Genomic DNA, 15,918 nt, shown 5'->3' with positions numbered 1-15,918 from the left:
AAGCTCCCGCTCTCCTGTTTTCTCCATACAGACATTCTGGTAACCATGGCCTATTCAACTTTCTGCCAAACCCAAAACGACCAGCTCAAAGAGCCGATGTTTTTTGGCCAATCGGTCAACGTAGCCCGTTATGACCAGCAAAAGCACGAAGTGTTCGAGCGGCTGATCGAAAAGCAACTCTCCTTCTTCTGGCGCCCGGAAGAGGTGGATGTCTCCCGTGATCGCATCGACTATCAGGCCCTGCCGCCGCACGAGCAGCACATCTTCATCTCCAACCTGAAGTACCAGACTCTGCTGGACTCCATTCAGGGCCGCAGCCCCAACGTGGCCCTGCTGCCGCTGGTATCCATTCCGGAGCTGGAAACCTGGATTGAGACTTGGGCCTTCTCCGAGACCATCCACTCTCGCTCCTACACCCACATCATCCGCAATATCGTCAACACCCCCGCCCAGGTGTTCGACGACATCGTGACCAACGAGCAGATCTTGAAGCGCGCCGGCTCCATCAGCCATTTCTACGACGACCTGATCGAAGCGACCGCGCTCTACAACCTGCATGGTGAAGGTACCCACACCGTCGCTGGCCGCGAGGTGACCATCACCTTGCGCGAGCTCAAGAAGAAGCTCTATCTCTGCCTGATGAGCGTCAACGCGCTGGAAGCAATCCGCTTCTACGTCAGCTTCGCCTGCTCCTTTGCCTTCGCCGAGCGTGAACTGATGGAAGGCAACGCCAAGATCATCAAGATGATCGCCCGCGACGAAGCGCTGCATCTCACCGGCACCCAGCACATGCTGAACCTGATGCGCAGCGGTCAGGACGACCCGGAGATGGCCGAGATCGCGCTGGAGTGCGAGCAAGCCTGTTTCGACCTGTTCAAAGAGGCCGCCATTCAAGAGAAAGAGTGGGCCGAGTACCTGTTCCAGGGAGGCTCCATGATCGGCCTGAACAAAGACATCCTCTGCCAGTATGTCGAGTACATCACAAACCTGCGGATGGCCGCGGTCGGCCTGCAGCCAGCCTTTGCCGGCACCAAGCAAAACCCGATCCCCTGGATCAACACCTGGCTGTCGTCCGATAACGTGCAGGTCGCCCCGCAAGAGGTGGAGGTCAGCTCCTATCTGGTGGGTCAGATCGACAGCGAAGTCAATGCCGACGACCTGGGTGATTTCGAGCTGTGAGTGACGCCACCAACACGCTGACCCCTGCCCCGCACGCACCTGCCGAACAGCATGCGGTCGTGGCACCACGGGTACATACCCGGGATGGTGCCGTGCTGCACGCCCATCCCGGCGAAAGCGTGTTGGAGACCCTGGAGCGCCATGGTCATCATGTGGAGTTCCAGTGTCGCAGCGGCTATTGCGGCGCTTGCCGCACTCCGCTGATGGCTGGCAAGGTGCACTACCCCAATGTGCCGCTGGCATTTGTCGCCCAAGGGGAGTGTCTCCCCTGCTGCTGCAAACCGGTCGGCGCCATCCGGCTGGATATCCAGAAGAGCTGACACCGCCACCAGCTGCCACTCTCACAAAATAGAAAGCCGCCGGAGCAATCCGGCGGCTTTCTTTGTCTCTTCACATTGCTCGAGCGCCCGATTACAGACGCCCAAACCCTCAGAGTATTACAACCAGGGGGCAGCAGTCGGCCCGTGGTGCAGGCCCAGCTTCCAGACACGGCCAAAGTGCTTGTAGTGACCGGCCGCGACACCTGCCTTCTCACCCATGCCGTGGTAGAGATCGAGGTGACCCTTCTTCACCGCCCCGCCCACATCCAGCGCAATCAACAAGCGCAGCTGGTGCTTGCCGGTCCAGTTGCCCTCTTTATCGAGCAAGGGAACTTCGGCCAGGATCGGGGTACCCATCGGCAGCAGGGTCTTGTCGGCAGCGACGGCCGCCAGCGGCAGCAGCGGGATACCGGCGGCACCGATCACATCATTAGTCGGGCGACGCTCGAAGAAGACATAGGAGGGGTTCTGCTCTACCAGCTCCTTGACCCTGTGCTCAGGTTGCTGGTTGGCCCACTCCTTGATGGCCTTCATCGACATCTGCTCCTTGGGCACTTCACCGCGGTCAATCAGCACCCGGCCAATGCTCACATAGCCGTGGCCGTTCTTGCCGCTGTAACCCAGATATTGCAGCCTATCGTCGTCACCGTAGTGAACAAAGCCCGATCCCTGCACATCCATCAGGAAGTTGTCGATAAGGGATTTGCTGTAACCCAGCTCCAACCCGCGGTTGGCAAGGGCGCCCTGGTGGATCTGTGCCCGGGTCGGACAACGGCTGCCGCAGTTGGGCATGGCATAGATGGGGTACTTATACTCGGCATCCGGGCGGTGACGCACCTCCAGCACCGGCGAGTAGTAGCCGGTAAAGAGCACGTTGCCCATCCGATCCGCACCGCCCAGCTGGGCCAGGCTGATGCCGTAACGGGTGATGTCGGCCGGATTGCCGCCGTTCGCTACCCAGCGGGAGAGCAGACGATATAGTTCACCATAACGGCTCGCCATCCGCCCTGAACGCTGCATGACAATGCGACTCTGGGGGCCAAACTTGCTGTAATCGGCACTGGCACGACTGTTGACCCGCTCGACCCGCACCAGATCCCCCGGCAAGGTACCGTCCAGATACTGCTTGCCCAGATTTTCCGGCACCTCGCAGTTGAGAAAACATCTGTCATCAGTCTGTTTTTTTGGCACCTCTGCTTTGTCAGAGTTACCCGCACACCCGGCCAACCCCAGCACTATCGCGGTCAGCCAGAATCCGTGTTTGTTCATATGTCCTCATTTAACACCAAGAGTCCTGCTCGGCGGCAAGATGCCAAATTTGCAGGGGGAAAGCAAACGACATCAATCACTTGAAGAGAGATTTCTCCAAAGGGAGGATGCTGGGTTATAACAAGGTGACAGGATATGCGAGGTAATGGATGGAACAGCTCGAAATATTCCCGTTGCAGAGCCCCTGTATCGGGGTCTGCGAGGTGAACAACAAGGGCTATTGCAAAGGATGCCTGCGCAATCGCGAGGAGCGTTTCAACTGGCAGAAAATGAGCCCGGCCCAGCAACAGGATGTAATGCGTCTGTGTCGCGCCCGCAAGGCGCGGGTTGAGGCTGCGAGGCGCAAAGCGCTGGAAGGAGCGCAACCCCAGTTGCCAGAACAACAAGGCTGGGAGTTTTAACCACTCCCTATCTTCCCCTCACAGGTTACCTATCCTCCCGACAAAACAAAAAGCGGCCCACAGGCCGCTCTTGGTTATGACGTCTTGCCGGGTGGCGAGGCTTATGCCGTGGCCAGCTTGGCCTGCTCTTCGCCGCGCTTGAGCATGGCGTAGGAGACACCGGTCAGCAGCGAGCCTGCTGCAATGGCCACGATATACATCATGACATTGCTGATGGCGTGCGGGATGAACAGCACGAACAGACCGCCGTGGGGAGCCATCAGCTCGCAACCGAACAGCATGGAGAGCGCACCGGTCAGGGCGCCGCCGACCATGCAGGCCGGGATGACCCGCATCGGATCCTTGGCGGCAAACGGGATGGCCCCCTCGGAGATAAAGCACAGACCCAGCACGAAGGAGGCCTTGCCCGCTTCCTGTTCCGCCTTGATGAACTTGGCGCGGGCCAGGAAGGTGGCGATCCCCATCCCCAGCGCCGGCACCATGCCGGCGGCCATCACGGCAGCCATGGGGGCGTAGGTTTTGGAGGCCAGCAGGCCGACCCCGAAGGCGTAGGCTGCCTTGTTGACCGGGCCACCCATGTCGAAGCACATCATGGCACCGATGATGACACCCAGCAGCACAGCGTTGGCAGAGCCCATGTTGTTGAGGAACTCGGTCATGGCATTCATGATACCGGCCACAGGGCCACCGACGACGTAGATCATCACCAGGCCGGTAAACAGGCTGGCAAACAGCGGAATAATCAGGATCGGCTTGAGCGCTTCCAGGGTAGTCGGCAGGCGCACCTTGTCACTCAGGTATTTGGCACTGTAACCGGCCAGAAAACCGGCGACGATGCCGCCAAGGAAACCGGCGCCCAGCGAGCTTGCCAGCATGCCGCCGATCATGCCGGGAGCGAGACCCGGGCGGTCAGCGATGGAGTAGGCAATGTAACCGGCCAGCACCGGGATCATCAGGGCAAAGGCAGAGCCGCCACCGATCTTCATCAGAGCGGCGGCCAGAGTGCCTTCCACCTTGAACGCCTCAATCCCGAACACGAACGAGAGCGCGATAATCAGGCCGCCCGCCACCACCATCGGCAACATAAAGGAGACACCGGTCAGCAGATGCTTGTAGGGGCCAGCTTTTTCCTCTTTCTTGGGCTGGCTGGCACCGCTGTGACGATAGGTTTTCGCCTCGGTCCACGCCTTGCCCAACTCGGCACGGGTTTTCTTCAGTGCCGCACCGGTACTGGTGCGATAGACCAGCTTGCCGTCGAAACGAGCCATGTCCACCTCGATATCGGTGGCGAGGAACACCAGATCAGCGGATGCAATCTCCTCGGCGGTCAGGGCGTTCTGGGCACCGACCGAGCCTTGGGTCTCGACGCGGATCTGATAACCCAGCTGTTTGGCCATGGTCTCCAGCGCTTCTGCCGACATAAAGGTGTGGGCAACGCCAGTCGGGCACGCTGTCACTGCCACGATGCGCTTCCCAGCGGCGACCGATTTGGCGGCAGCAGGCGCGGCTTGATGACGATAGACGCTGGCACCGCTGGTGGCTGCTTCCAGCAAGGCAGCCGGATCCTGCAGGGCGAGATCCATGCTGCCCTGATAGACTCGCTTGCCATCATAGGCGGCGAGATCCACCGGGGCACTGGCGACAACCAGCACCAGATCGGCGGCGGCAATCTGCTCCTTGCTCGGTACTTGGCGGGGCTGCACGCTGGAGCCGACGTCGAGGGTGAGTTCCCAGCCAGCCAGTTTGGCCTGCTGTTCTATCCGTTTTGCAGCGAGAAAGCTGGTGGCAATGCCCGCCGGGCAAGCCGTAACCAAGATTGCTTTCATTGGGCATCTCCTGAGTTTTCCATTGAGGGGGTATTGCACTGAACCGGTGCCAGCGCATCCAGACGCTCTACGCGCACCTGTTCAAGTAAAGGGTTGAGCACATTGATATCGTCAAAGCCGACCGCCACCTGACTGACCGCCAATGCCGAGACGGCGGTGGCCAGCCGCAGGGTCTGCTCCGGCGCCCAGCCAAGGCTCAGACCATGGGCGAGACCTGCCACCAGAGAATCGCCAGCACCAACCGTGCTGACCACCTGCATCCGCGGCGGAATGGCGTGCCAAACGGCATCTGGGGCAAACCAGATGAGGCCATCGGCGCCGTTGGAGATCACCACGTTGGGGATCCCGCTCGCCTGCAGCGCGCGGGCACACTCGGCCTGCTCGCTCAGGGTCTTGATGGGGCGACCAGCCCATTGGCTCAGCTCCTCCAGATTGGGTTTGACCAGGGTCGGCGCCGCCTTGATCCCTTCGCTTAACGCCGCACCGCTGCAATCGAAGATCACCTGCTTGCCCTTGGCCTTGAGCAGGCGGATCAGATGGGCGCAGTAATCGGGGGCCACCCCTTTGGGCAGGCTGCCCGCCAGCACGAACCACTCGGCGTGAGGTGCCAATTTGTCGATGGCCTGCTCCAGCGCGCACACTTCCCCTTGCTGGATGGTGAGCCCCGGCAAGTTGAGATCGGTGACCCGACCGGACTGCTCGGAAATCTTGACGTTGATGCGGGTGCTGCCCGCGACACGGACAAAGTGATCATCCAGCGCACGCTCTGCAAACAGGGAGACAAAGCTCTGCTCATTGTCTGCGCCCAGCCAGCCGGTGACGCCCACCTCGCGGCCCAAGTCCTTGAGCACCATGGCGACGTTGATCCCCTTGCCTGCGGCACGCAGGTTGGCCTCGCTCACCAGATTGACCTCACCGAGGCTCATCGCCTCGAGGCGAGTAGTGAGATCAAGGGCCGGATTGAGGGTGATGGTAACAATCTTCATTAATGCGCCCCCTCGCCGAGACCAGCGGCGATGGCCTCACCGATCCCCTTGAGAGCCGCTTCGGCATCAGCCCCTTCGGCGCGAAACGCCAGACGGTGCCCGCATTTGACCCCAAGACCGATCACTTTCATCAGGCTCTTGGCGGAAACCGCTTCGCCGCTGCCATCCAGATTGGCCACCCGGATGTCGGATTCAAACTCTTTGGCCACCTTGACCAGCATGGCGCCGGGACGAGCGTGCAAGCCGTGGGGATTGATGATGGTGAAGGTTTCGGAAAGACCGCTCGCGGGGCCTGCTTGCAGCATGGCCAGTCCCTCGCCGCCCGCCAGCGTCGCCAGCTGACCAGCAGCCGCCAGTTTGGCCAGATTCTCCAGCTGCGGCAGATGGCCGCTATCTGCGGCGCACAGCAGTAGCATGGCGCTGACCGGCAGCTCCCCTGCGCGAAGTTCGCTGCTGGGCGTTGCCAACACCCAGCCAGTCTGGGCCGCTTGCGCCCGGGCCAGCCAGATGCCCTCGCCCAGATAGGCGGGATCGCTTGCCAGCAGCGCGCTCACCATGGCGGCATCGCCCCAGCCCGCCGATTTGGCGCGGGCGGCTGCTCCCAGCAGCAGTTGATCGCGATCATCGGCCGGGAAGTCAGCCAGGGTCAGGTATTGCACCTCTTTGGCGGCAGTGGCGCCAGTCAGGATGTTGATGATGGTGTCGGCATCGGTGGCCTCTTTGAGCTGAGCTGCCGCCTGCTCGTCACCCAGCACATGGGTGAGCTGGCGCAAAATGCCCAGATGCTCGTCGGACTTGGCGGCGATGCCGATGGCGACATAGGCGATCTGCCCCTCATCCCACTCGATACCATTGGGGAACTGGGCCACCATGACGCCTGTGCTCTTCACCAGATGACGGGTATCGGTGGTGCCGTGGGGAATGGCGATGCCACTGCCAAGATAGGTGGCATGCTGCGCTTCACGGGCCAGCATCCCATCCACATAGCCCGCTTCCACCAGACCGGCTTCGGTCAGTTTGCCTGCCAGCAGGGCAATGGCGTCCGACTTGGTCGCCACCGACTGCCCCAGCAAGATCTGCTCTCGCGCCAACTTCAACATAGAGACTCTCCATCAGGTTCCGGCCGCGCCGGTACGTCACAATTGAACATTCGGGTAACTCGCCAGCTGACAATAGACCCGAACACGGTTGACTGTGATCGGAGCCTGATTTTCAGGCCACTGGGTCTCTTCGTTGCTGACAGGCTGAATCGTTTCACTTACACTCAGACTGAATCGTTTCAGCGAATTGATCAAGTACCCACAAAGAGTGCTTTTCAATGATATGATCCCGCGCACACTTTTCGGTGCCCTCACCCGGCAGTGACCGTGGGCCTTGCAACTCAAACAGAGCCAATATGATGAAACTGGATGAAATCGCCGCCCTCGCCGGTGTCTCGCGCACCACGGCAAGCTATGTGATCAATGGCAAGGCCGACCAATACCGCATCAGTCAGGCCACCCGCGACAAGGTGATGGCCGTTGTCACCGCCCACAACTATCAGCCGGACAGCCGCGCCGCCTCCCTGCGCGGCGGCCAAACCAAGACCCTCGGCTTTATCCTGCCCGACCTTGAGAACGCCAGTTACGCCAAACTGGCCAAACGGCTGGAACAGGGGGCCCGGGCACAGGGATATCAGCTGCTCATCGTCTGCTCGGAAGATGAGCCCGCCACAGAAAAAGAGCTGGCCCAGATGCTGGTGAGCCGCCATGTGGACGCCCTGCTGGTGGCCAGTTGCCTGCCGCCGGACGACCCCTTCTACGGTAAATTGCAGGCGCAAGGCAGCCAGATCCTCGCCATCGACCGGGCGATGGCCGCCGACAAGTTTGTCACCGTCGCCAGTGAAAACGAGAAGGCGAGCTTTGATCTCACCAGCTCCCTGCTCACCCCGACTCTGCGCCATATCGCCTTGATCACCGCGCTGCCGGCACTCACGATCAGTCAGGAGCGCAAAGCCGGTTTCGAGCAGGCGGTCGCCAGTCACAGCGCGGCTCGCCATCTGTGCGAGGGGGATCACTTCTCTCGCCTTGAGGGGTATCGCCTGATCAAAGATCTGCACCAGCAGCTGGGTCAACTGCCCGAAGCGCTAATCACTACCTCCTATATCCTGATGGAGGGGGTACTCGACTACCTGTTGGAGCAAGAGATCGATATGAGCCAGCTCGCCATGGCTACCTTCGGGGACGATCGGCTGCTCGACTTCCTCCCCTTTGGCATCAACTCCCTGCCCCAGCAGCACGACGCGCTGGCGAGTCAGGCGCTGGAGCTAGCGCTCAAGGCGGTCAATGGCGACTACCAGAGCGGGCTGCACTATGTGAGCCGCACCCTCAAGCGCCGTCGCTAACCTGACCGCTGCAGACCCGATTTGCTGTCAATGGGTGGGTAAAGCGAACAGATGACAATAAGGCTGCCAGCATCGGCAGCCTTATTGTTTTCCCCCACAACCCTACCCGCCCGCTTTGCTTTCTCTACCGTCTGGCCGACTAAACAACTGGCCTCCACACTCCTTTCACCCCACAACTAAACGCCAACGCCACGACAAGGCACTCCCCCATCCGTGCAGTAACCACTTGGCTGACCTGTATCAATGAGCCCCTGCCAGTCATTTTTTTGGTGCTTTTTTCTTCAATTAGCTACCGCTGTCATCATTTATTTCCACTTATTGCCACAAGCCAGCACAAGATCCGTATAAAAGAGGTTGTTTCCGCTATTTTGATCCGCTAACTTGGCAACCATCTTTTACAACTGACAGGTTTTAGGTACAGATGTTCCCGTTCCGATATTGCTAGCCTCCGGCCCTATCACCGGAGGCACCTTCTGATAACGCCAATTAGCCCCCTCTTGTTGACGTCACTGCTGGCATCGCCTGTTTGCACTGACACCGCTACGTTCGGATGGATAACATGAATACCAAAACCCTGGGTTGTACCCTGTTGATTGCCGGCACCACCATAGGTGCCGGCATGCTGGCCCTGCCGCTGGCCTCCTCGTCCCTCGGCGGCCCCGCCACCCTGATGTTGATGGTCGGCCTCTGGGCCCTGATGACCTTCACCGCCATGCTGCAGGTGGAAGCGAGCCTTGCCACCGGCAAGTGGTACCTGCACCAACTGGCGGACCATCTGCTCGGCCCCTGGGGCAAGCGCATCGCCTCCTTCTGTATCCTGATGTTGTTCTACTCGCTGGCCTCAGCTTACATCAGCGGTGGCAGCAGCCTGCTGGCACAGGCGCTGGCCGATGCGGGCATGACTCTCAGCCAGGAGCAGGCTGCCTGGGCCTTTACTCTGCTGTTTGGCGGCATGGTCTGTGTCGGCACCCGCTCGGTGGATTACCTCAACCGGCTGATGTTCACCGTCAAACTGGTGATCATGGTGGTGGTGCTGGCGTTGCTGTTGCCCCGCACCGAAGGGCAGCATCTGCTCTCGATGCCGCTGGGTCAGGGCCTGTTGCTGGCGGGCCTGCCGGTCATCTTCACCTCGTTCGGCTTTCACGGCTCCATTCCGAGCGTGATGCTCTACCTCGGTGACTGCCCAAAACAGCTGCGTCGGGTCTTTGTCTGGGGCTCAGCCCTGCCGCTGATCCTCTACGTGCTGTGGCAGGTGGCGATCCTCGGTCTGCTCGGCCAGCAAGCCCTGCTGCAAACCGGCGGCGCGCTGGACAGCCTGCTGGCCAACGTCGGCAAGCTGGTGAGCTGGCCTGCGTTTAATCAGGCGATGCACCTGTTTGCAGATCTGGCACTCGCCACTTCCTTCCTCGGGGTAACGCTGGGGCTGTTCGACTTTATGGCCAAGGCAACCCTCCGCAAGGACAACTGGCAGGGCCGCACTCAGACTGGCCTCATCACCTTTGTGCCGCCATTGCTGTTTGCCCTCTACTTCCCGCAGGGCTTTATCATGGCCCTCGGCTACGCTGCCATTGCGCTGGCGATCCTCGCGGTACTGCTGCCGGTGGCGCTGGTATGGCAGAGCCGCAAGCAGGCGCCTGCCCACCACTACCGCGCCCCGGGTGGCGTAGTGGCGCTGGGAGTGGCCGCCGCCATGGGCGTGCTGATTGTTGGCGTCCAGATCAGCGTCAGCATGGGGCTGCTGCCCGCGCTGTAATCCCCGATACTGAAAGCAAAGCCCCGCCAATTAACTTGGCGGGGCTTTGTGCTATCAACGCTGCCATGATTCTGCCCATTCCCTCCTCGCACAAGAGGGATAAAGGACGTTTCAGCTACGCTTTTTCCATATGCAATGGAGTGGGGAGCAAGGTATGAAGTGGGCTGGCTGGTGGCTGCTGTTTTGCCTGAACTCGATTGCCCAGGGCGCGCCCCTGACTCTGGCGGCGCCCGTGGAATATATCCCCCTGCTGCGCCCCTTCTATGAGGAGTGGTTTGGCAAGGCCAGGGTCGATTTTACCTTTATCCCCTGTACCAGCGCCCGCTGCAAAAAGCTGCTTGATTCCGATAGCACCATCGCTGGCGATATCGCCCGGATCAAGGGCTTTGAGCAGACCCATCCGCATATGATCCCGGTCGGCACGGCGATTGGCGAAGTGACCATCTATGCCCAGAGCAAGCAGGACGCCAGCTGGCCACCCGCCAGTCAGGAGCGGGTTGGCTGCCTGCGCGGCATTCAGTGGTGCAGCCGCTATCTCGACAGTCGACGCATCGTCTGGTTCAACGATGAGAAGCAGGGTCTCGCCCTGCTCCAGCGCGGCAGAACCGACTGGGTGATCCGGCTACTGCCCACCAATCAATCCCCCCTTGCCGCACCATGGAAACGGGTCTCCGATATCGAGGTTTATCTCTACCTCAACAAGAGCCGCCAGGCCGATATCGCCGCCCTTGTCCAATCCCAGCAGCAGCTGATAGCGAGCGGCCGCTGGCAGCAGATGCAGGAGCGCTACTTCTCGGCCCTGCTGACCCCCATCCGCTGATCGGGGCACCACAGAACAAACCGCCAAGAACCGTGTTTTATACAATCTTTTTTGCCACCGAAGCCTGAACGGACAGTTCAAAACCCGTTCATGCCCGCTCGCTACACTGCCCCCTCGTTTATCGCTTTCAGGAGCCTGAAAACAATGATGTTGCATCTCACGAAGAGTTCCCTTGCCCTTGCCCTTGCTCTGCTGGCAGCCAGCGGCGCCCTCAGCGCGGCCGAAATCACCAACAACAATATCACCGAGGCCGACATCAAGGCGGCGCAGGATGCCTGGGGCGCGGCGCTCATCAAGATCAGCGATGACTATCGGGCCGGCGGCATTGAGCGCGCCAAAGCCACCGCCGAGGCGGTACTCGACAGCGCTTATGGCTACCAGCAGGGGCCGGTACTGTTCAAACCTACCCTCGCCGGTGGTGAGCAGACCTTTCGCACCACCCGCGAGGGGGCGCTGGCCTATTTTGTCGGCAACAACAGCGCCTATCCGGCAGATAGCGGCTTTGCCCTGAAAAACTGGCAGAGCTACCGCTATGACAATGCCGCCGTCTATATCAACGGCAACATGGCGCTGACCATGGGCAAGGTGCATCTGGTGGATCGCGACAACAAGGAGACCACGGTCGACAAGAGCTGGGGTTTCAAGAAGGGGGATGATGGCAAGGTGCGCATCGTGCTGCACCACTCCTCTCTCCCCTACGGCGCCTGACTGGCGAAGTGCAGCTGACAGAGCACGCCACCTAAAACCAGACAACAAGCCCTGCCAGACTGGCGGGGCTTTTTTATCCGGCAAGGGTGCTTTGGGCGCCATGCTGCGGGCCATGCGGGTGCACGCCAACTTTGCCGAGTATGTCCCCCTCGCCCTGCTGCTCATCTATTTCGTCGAAACCGGCAGCCATGCCCCCTGGCTGGTTCATCTGCTAGGGAGTGCCCTGCTGCTTGGTCGCCTCTGTCACGCCTTCGGCATGAGCCGCACACCGGAGCATTTCCGCTATCGGGTGGTGGGAATGGGGCTGACTTTCACCGTCATTTTGCTGAGTGCGGCCTGTCTCCTGATCACCGCCCTGCTCTCCTGATCAGAGCAGGTCAGCCAAACGCGGATCTGCAGAAGCAGAAATAGAAAAGCCCTGCCGATATGGCAGGGCTTTTCGTTTAACCGATCAGGGTGGGAGAGTGGCTCTCCTTGCCCTTACTGGTTATGGCTGGCGCGACGGGGACGACGGGCCTGAGCCGGTTTGCCAGTGCCCTCAGCCGGACGCTGACCACCTTGCGGCTTGGGCTTGCCGCCGTTGCCAGTGCGATTGCCACCACCGTTAGCACCGGCGCCATTGCCGGAGCGACCGGCGCCTTGACGCTGGCCTTGACCTTGCTGACGCGGTGCACGGCGCTGCTCACTCGGATCGCGCGGCTCTTTGCGCAGCGGCGCGCCGATACCACGGGCGATGTTGTCGAGGGTCTCGCGGGAGGCTTCAAAACCAGCCACCTGCTCGCAGGGGATGTTCTGCTTGGTCAGACGCTCGATGGCTTTGATCAGTTTGCCTTCATCGGCCGCAACCAGGGAGATGGCGTGACCGGCCGCGCCGGCACGACCGGTACGACCGATACGGTGCACGTAATCTTCCGCCACGTTCGGCAGCTCGAAGTTCACTACCTGCGGCAGCTTGTCGATATCGAGGCCACGGGCCGCGATGTCGGTCGCCACCATCACGCGCACACTGCCATCCTTGAAACCGGCCAGCGCGCGGGTACGGGCGCCCTGGCTCTTGTTGCCGTGAATGGCGGCAGCACTGATGCCGTCTTTTTCAAGCTTCTCGGCAACGCGGTTGGCGATGTGCTTGGTACGGGTAAAGACCAGCACCTGCTGCCAGTTGTTGCTGGAGATCAGGTGGCTCAGCAGGGCAATCTTGTTGGCCTTGTCGCACGGGTGCACCAGCTGCTCGATACGCTCGGCGGTACTGTTGCGCGGGGCAACTTCAATGACAGCCGGGTTGTCCAGCAGGCCAGTGGCCAGCTCGCGAATTTCATCGGCGAAGGTGGCGGAGAAGAGCAGGTTCTGGCGCTTCTTCGGCAGCAGGGTCAGGATGCGGCGGATGTCGCGGATAAAGCCCATGTCGAGCATGCGATCCGCTTCGTCCAGTACCAGGATCTCCACCTCGTCAAACTTGACGGCGTTCTGGTTGTAGAGATCGATCAGACGGCCCGGACAGGCCACCAGCACGTCCAGACCACGGCGAGTCGCCATCATCTGCGGGTTGATGCTCACGCCGCCAAATACCACGTGGCTGCGCAGGGGCAGATGCTTGCCATAGTTGCGCACGCTCTCGCCCACCTGGGCGGCCAGCTCGCGCGTCGGGGTCAGTACCAGCGCACGGACGCGGTTCGGAGAGACCTTGCGCTTGCTCTCCATCAGACGTTGCAGCATCGGCAGGGTAAAGCCTGCGGTCTTGCCGGTCCCTGTTTGGGCCGCCGCCATCAGATCGCGGCCAGCCAAAACGGCGGGGATCGCTTGTTGCTGAATGGGAGACGGGGTGTCGTAGCCTTGTTCGGCAACGGCACGCAACAAGGGTTCGGCCAGACCGAGGGAAGTAAAACTCATAGTTACCTGCTAGGGATAGGGGCGCCGACAATCCGGGATGGGGCTCCTCTGCTGAGCCGATGCCATCTCGCCAGACTCGGGCCTGTTGAGAACACAACGATTTCCCCGGGGAGCAGAGCAAAGGGGAAAGAATAGGGGCGCAGTCTAACGGAGTTGTGCCGGATAAACGAGAAAAATGTGATGCTCCTCCCAGCACGCACAGAAAAGCCCTCTGCTCTCCACCGAATAATCCCGTTGACCAGTGAAGCACGCACCACACTATTAACTGACAACTTATTACCTGTCCCGCCATCGTGATGCGCGGGTCGCAGGCGCACGGGATAGCAGAGAACAAAAAGCAGAATAACGAGGTTAAGCTATGAGCACGCAATATCGTCCCCACGGCAACTGGCAGGCCAAGCTCTGCCTGCTGCTGCTTTTGCTGACCCCTTCCCTGCAGGCCAGTCAGACCCTGACCGTGGCCTGGAGCCACTGGCCCCCCTTCAGTCAAATCAACAACCGGGGTGAGCTGGACGGGCTGGATGTCAGCCTGACTCGCCAGATCCTCACCCAGGCGGGCTTTGCCCCCAAATTTCGTGAGATCCCCTGGGCGCGGGCACTCCATCTGGTGGAGCACGATCAGCTGGATGTGGCGATGGCCGCACTACCACTACCGGAGCGGCAGAAGTATGCCCGCTTCTCTGCACCCTATCGCCAGAGCGCCTATGTGCTGTTGAGTAATAACCCGATTCCAGGCCATCAGGATCGCTGGGGAAAGCTCGATACCTTGTCCAAACTGTGCCACAACAAGGATCTCAAAATTGGCAAACTGCGCGGTACTCGCCCCATTCATCAAATGGACGAGTGTCCTGCCCTCAAGGGGGCGACCGAGTACAATGCCGATGATCGACTAATCGAACTGCTGCTGGCCCGCCGTCTCGATGGCATCATTATGGAGTGGCAATATGCACGCTATCGGCTCTCCCAATTGGGCGCCGAGGGGTTTATCAGTTGTCAGCTGTTGCTGCACCACCAGCCGGTCAGCCTGATGTTTGCCAAAAACAGCATGAGCGAAGAGCAGCTCCTCAAGGTCAACGAGGCCATTCACGCTATGCCCAAACACCATGGGAAGTTCTCTCCCCCCAACTGCCGTCTCGATACCGATCCGCAGGACGCTGATCACTCTTGATAACCGACGAGTGATAGAAGTACCGCAGAGCATAAGAACAAAGGCGACCCGAAGGTCGCCTTTGATTTGGTTGACGAACCAGCACCCTGAACAGGGTGCGATCAGTCGATGTGCAGCAAGAGCGATCAACGCAGCTGTGGGGTATGGGTCAACACCCCCTGATTCTGGGCACGATGGCGCAGCAGGTGATCCATCAACACCAGCGCCAGCATGGCTTCGGCGATGGGCACGGCGCGAATGCCGACACAGGGATCGTGACGCCCCTTGGTGATCATCTCGATTGCCTCACCTTCGGTATTGATGGTCTTGCCCGGCACAGTGATGCTGGAAGTCGGTTTGAGCGCCATGCTCACCACAATATCCTGACCCGACGAGATGCCGCCCAGAATGCCACCCGCATGGTTGCTGGCAAAGCCCGCCGGGGTCATCTCGTCGCGATGCTCGGAGCCTTTTTGCTCCACCACCGCAAAGCCATCACCGATCTCCACCCCTTTCACCGCATTGATGCCCATCATGGCATGGGCAATGTCGGCGTCGAGACGATCAAACACCGGCTCACCCAGGCCCACCGGCACATTGCGCGCAATGACCTGCACCTTGGCACCGATACTGTTGCCCTCTTTTTTCAGGTCGCGCATATATTGATCGAGCGCTTCCAGCTTGCCCGCATCGGGGAAGAAGAAGGGATTCTGCTCAATCTGCGCCGCGTCAAACGCCTCAGCCTTGATGGGGCCGAGCTGGGAGAGAAAACCAGTGATCTCGATGCCATGTACCTGTTTCAGGTACTTCTTGGCAATCGCCCCCGCCGCCACTCGCATCGCGGTCTCGCGGGCAGATGAGCGACCACCGCCACGATAGTCCCGCTGACCATACTTCTGGTGGTAGGTGTAGTCAGCATGACCCGGCCGGAACAGATCCTTGATATCGGAGTAATCCTTGGAGCGCTGATCGGTATTCTCGATGAGCAGCCCGATGGAGGTGCCGGTGGTCTTGCCCTCGAACACCCCGGAGAGGATCTTCACCTCGTCCGGCTCGCGGCGCGGCGTGGTGTAGCGGGAAGTGCCGGGCTTGCGCCGATCCAGATCCCCCTGCAGATCCGCTTCGCTGATCTCCAGCCCAGGCGGGCAACCATCGACCACGGCGCCCAGCGCCAGGCCGTGGCTCTCGCCAAAGGTGGTGACCCGAAAGAGTTGACCAAAACTGTTCCCTGCCATGCGC

Annotated in this window: 15 protein-coding genes; 9 read left to right on the top strand and 6 right to left on the bottom strand. The window is 60.5% G+C overall.

Going from position 1 to position 15,918, the window contains the following annotated elements; all coding sequences use genetic code 11:
- Positions 1–45 precede the first annotated feature (45 nt).
- Positions 46–1,179, top strand: a complete 1,134-nt coding sequence (gene nrdB, locus I6L44_RS05910; protein WP_216953550.1) for a class Ia ribonucleoside-diphosphate reductase subunit beta — start codon at positions 46–48, stop codon at positions 1,177–1,179.
- Entirely contained in the window at positions 1,176–1,499 is a 324-nt protein-coding gene (gene yfaE / locus I6L44_RS05905) for a class I ribonucleotide reductase maintenance protein YfaE (protein WP_021230069.1), read from the top strand. The genes nrdB and yfaE overlap by 4 nt, the downstream gene beginning before the upstream one ends.
- A 117-nt stretch (positions 1,500–1,616) precedes the next feature.
- On the opposite strand, the gene mltA is transcribed toward yfaE, so the two are convergent.
- On the bottom strand, positions 1,617–2,768 hold the full coding sequence (gene mltA / locus I6L44_RS05900) for a murein transglycosylase A (protein WP_216953549.1): 1,152 nt from the start codon (positions 2,766–2,768) through the stop codon (positions 1,617–1,619).
- Positions 2,769–2,917: 149 nt separating this feature from the next.
- On the opposite strand from mltA, the gene I6L44_RS05895 reads away from it, so the two are divergent.
- Positions 2,918–3,169, top strand: coding sequence for a DUF1289 domain-containing protein (locus I6L44_RS05895; RefSeq protein WP_216953548.1), 252 nt, complete (start codon positions 2,918–2,920; stop codon positions 3,167–3,169).
- Between the two features lie 101 nt (positions 3,170–3,270).
- Here the strand turns inward: I6L44_RS05895 and fruA are convergent, their stop codons facing one another.
- From fruA to fruB, 3 genes are read right to left on the bottom strand one after another with little or no spacing between them, the layout of a single operon-like run.
- Positions 3,271–4,995: a PTS fructose transporter subunit IIBC gene (gene fruA, locus I6L44_RS05890; RefSeq protein WP_216953547.1), complete on the bottom strand. Its 1,725-nt coding sequence runs from the start codon at positions 4,993–4,995 to the stop codon at positions 3,271–3,273.
- Positions 4,992–5,981 (bottom strand): 1-phosphofructokinase, encoded by a 990-nt coding sequence (gene pfkB / locus I6L44_RS05885; RefSeq protein ID WP_216953546.1) that lies wholly within the window; start codon positions 5,979–5,981, stop codon positions 4,992–4,994. Before pfkB ends, fruA begins: the two co-directional genes overlap by 4 nt.
- Positions 5,981–7,081 carry a fused PTS fructose transporter subunit IIA/HPr protein gene (fruB, locus tag I6L44_RS05880; RefSeq protein WP_167567260.1) on the bottom strand — a complete coding sequence of 367 codons (1,101 nt, stop codon included), beginning with the start codon at positions 7,079–7,081 and terminating at the stop codon, positions 5,981–5,983. The genes pfkB and fruB overlap by 1 nt, the downstream gene beginning before the upstream one ends.
- 296 nt (positions 7,082–7,377) lie before the next feature.
- On the opposite strand from fruB, the gene cra reads away from it, so the two are divergent.
- From cra to I6L44_RS05855, 5 genes are all read left to right on the top strand, one after another.
- Positions 7,378–8,364, top strand: coding sequence for a catabolite repressor/activator (gene cra / locus I6L44_RS05875; RefSeq protein ID WP_021230150.1), 987 nt, complete (start codon positions 7,378–7,380; stop codon positions 8,362–8,364).
- A gap of 559 nt (positions 8,365–8,923) precedes the next feature.
- Complete coding sequence (locus I6L44_RS05870; RefSeq protein WP_216953545.1) at positions 8,924–10,117, top strand: aromatic amino acid transport family protein; 1,194 nt, start codon at positions 8,924–8,926, stop codon at positions 10,115–10,117.
- 154 nt (positions 10,118–10,271) lie between these two features.
- Entirely contained in the window at positions 10,272–10,937 is a 666-nt protein-coding gene (locus tag I6L44_RS05865) for a hypothetical protein (RefSeq protein ID WP_216953544.1), read from the top strand.
- A gap of 144 nt (positions 10,938–11,081) precedes the next feature.
- On the top strand, positions 11,082–11,645 hold the full coding sequence (locus I6L44_RS05860) for a hypothetical protein (RefSeq protein WP_216953543.1): 564 nt from the start codon (positions 11,082–11,084) through the stop codon (positions 11,643–11,645).
- 100 nt (positions 11,646–11,745) lie between these two features.
- Entirely contained in the window at positions 11,746–12,012 is a 267-nt protein-coding gene (locus I6L44_RS05855; protein ID WP_254204263.1) for an MAPEG family protein, read from the top strand.
- Positions 12,013–12,125: 113 nt separating this feature from the next.
- On the opposite strand, the gene I6L44_RS05850 is transcribed toward I6L44_RS05855, so the two are convergent.
- Positions 12,126–13,532 (bottom strand): DEAD/DEAH box helicase, encoded by a 1,407-nt coding sequence (locus tag I6L44_RS05850; protein ID WP_216953542.1) that lies wholly within the window; start codon positions 13,530–13,532, stop codon positions 12,126–12,128.
- A 358-nt stretch (positions 13,533–13,890) separates the two neighbouring features.
- On the opposite strand from I6L44_RS05850, the gene I6L44_RS05845 reads away from it, so the two are divergent.
- Complete coding sequence (locus I6L44_RS05845; RefSeq protein ID WP_216953541.1) at positions 13,891–14,700, top strand: ABC transporter substrate-binding protein; 810 nt, start codon at positions 13,891–13,893, stop codon at positions 14,698–14,700.
- A 125-nt stretch (positions 14,701–14,825) separates the two neighbouring features.
- Here I6L44_RS05845 and aroC read toward each other — a convergent pair whose 3' ends face one another.
- Complete coding sequence (aroC, locus tag I6L44_RS05840) at positions 14,826–15,914, bottom strand: chorismate synthase (protein WP_201951171.1); 1,089 nt, start codon at positions 15,912–15,914, stop codon at positions 14,826–14,828.
- Positions 15,915–15,918 lie beyond the last annotated feature (4 nt).

The sequence above is a fragment of the Aeromonas sp. FDAARGOS 1414 genome (assembly GCF_019047065.1).
Taxonomy (GTDB): Bacteria; Pseudomonadota; Gammaproteobacteria; order Enterobacterales; family Aeromonadaceae; genus Aeromonas; species Aeromonas veronii_A.
Note: the sequence above shows the minus strand (reverse complement) of the source record. Positions and strands in the feature narration are given on the sequence as shown.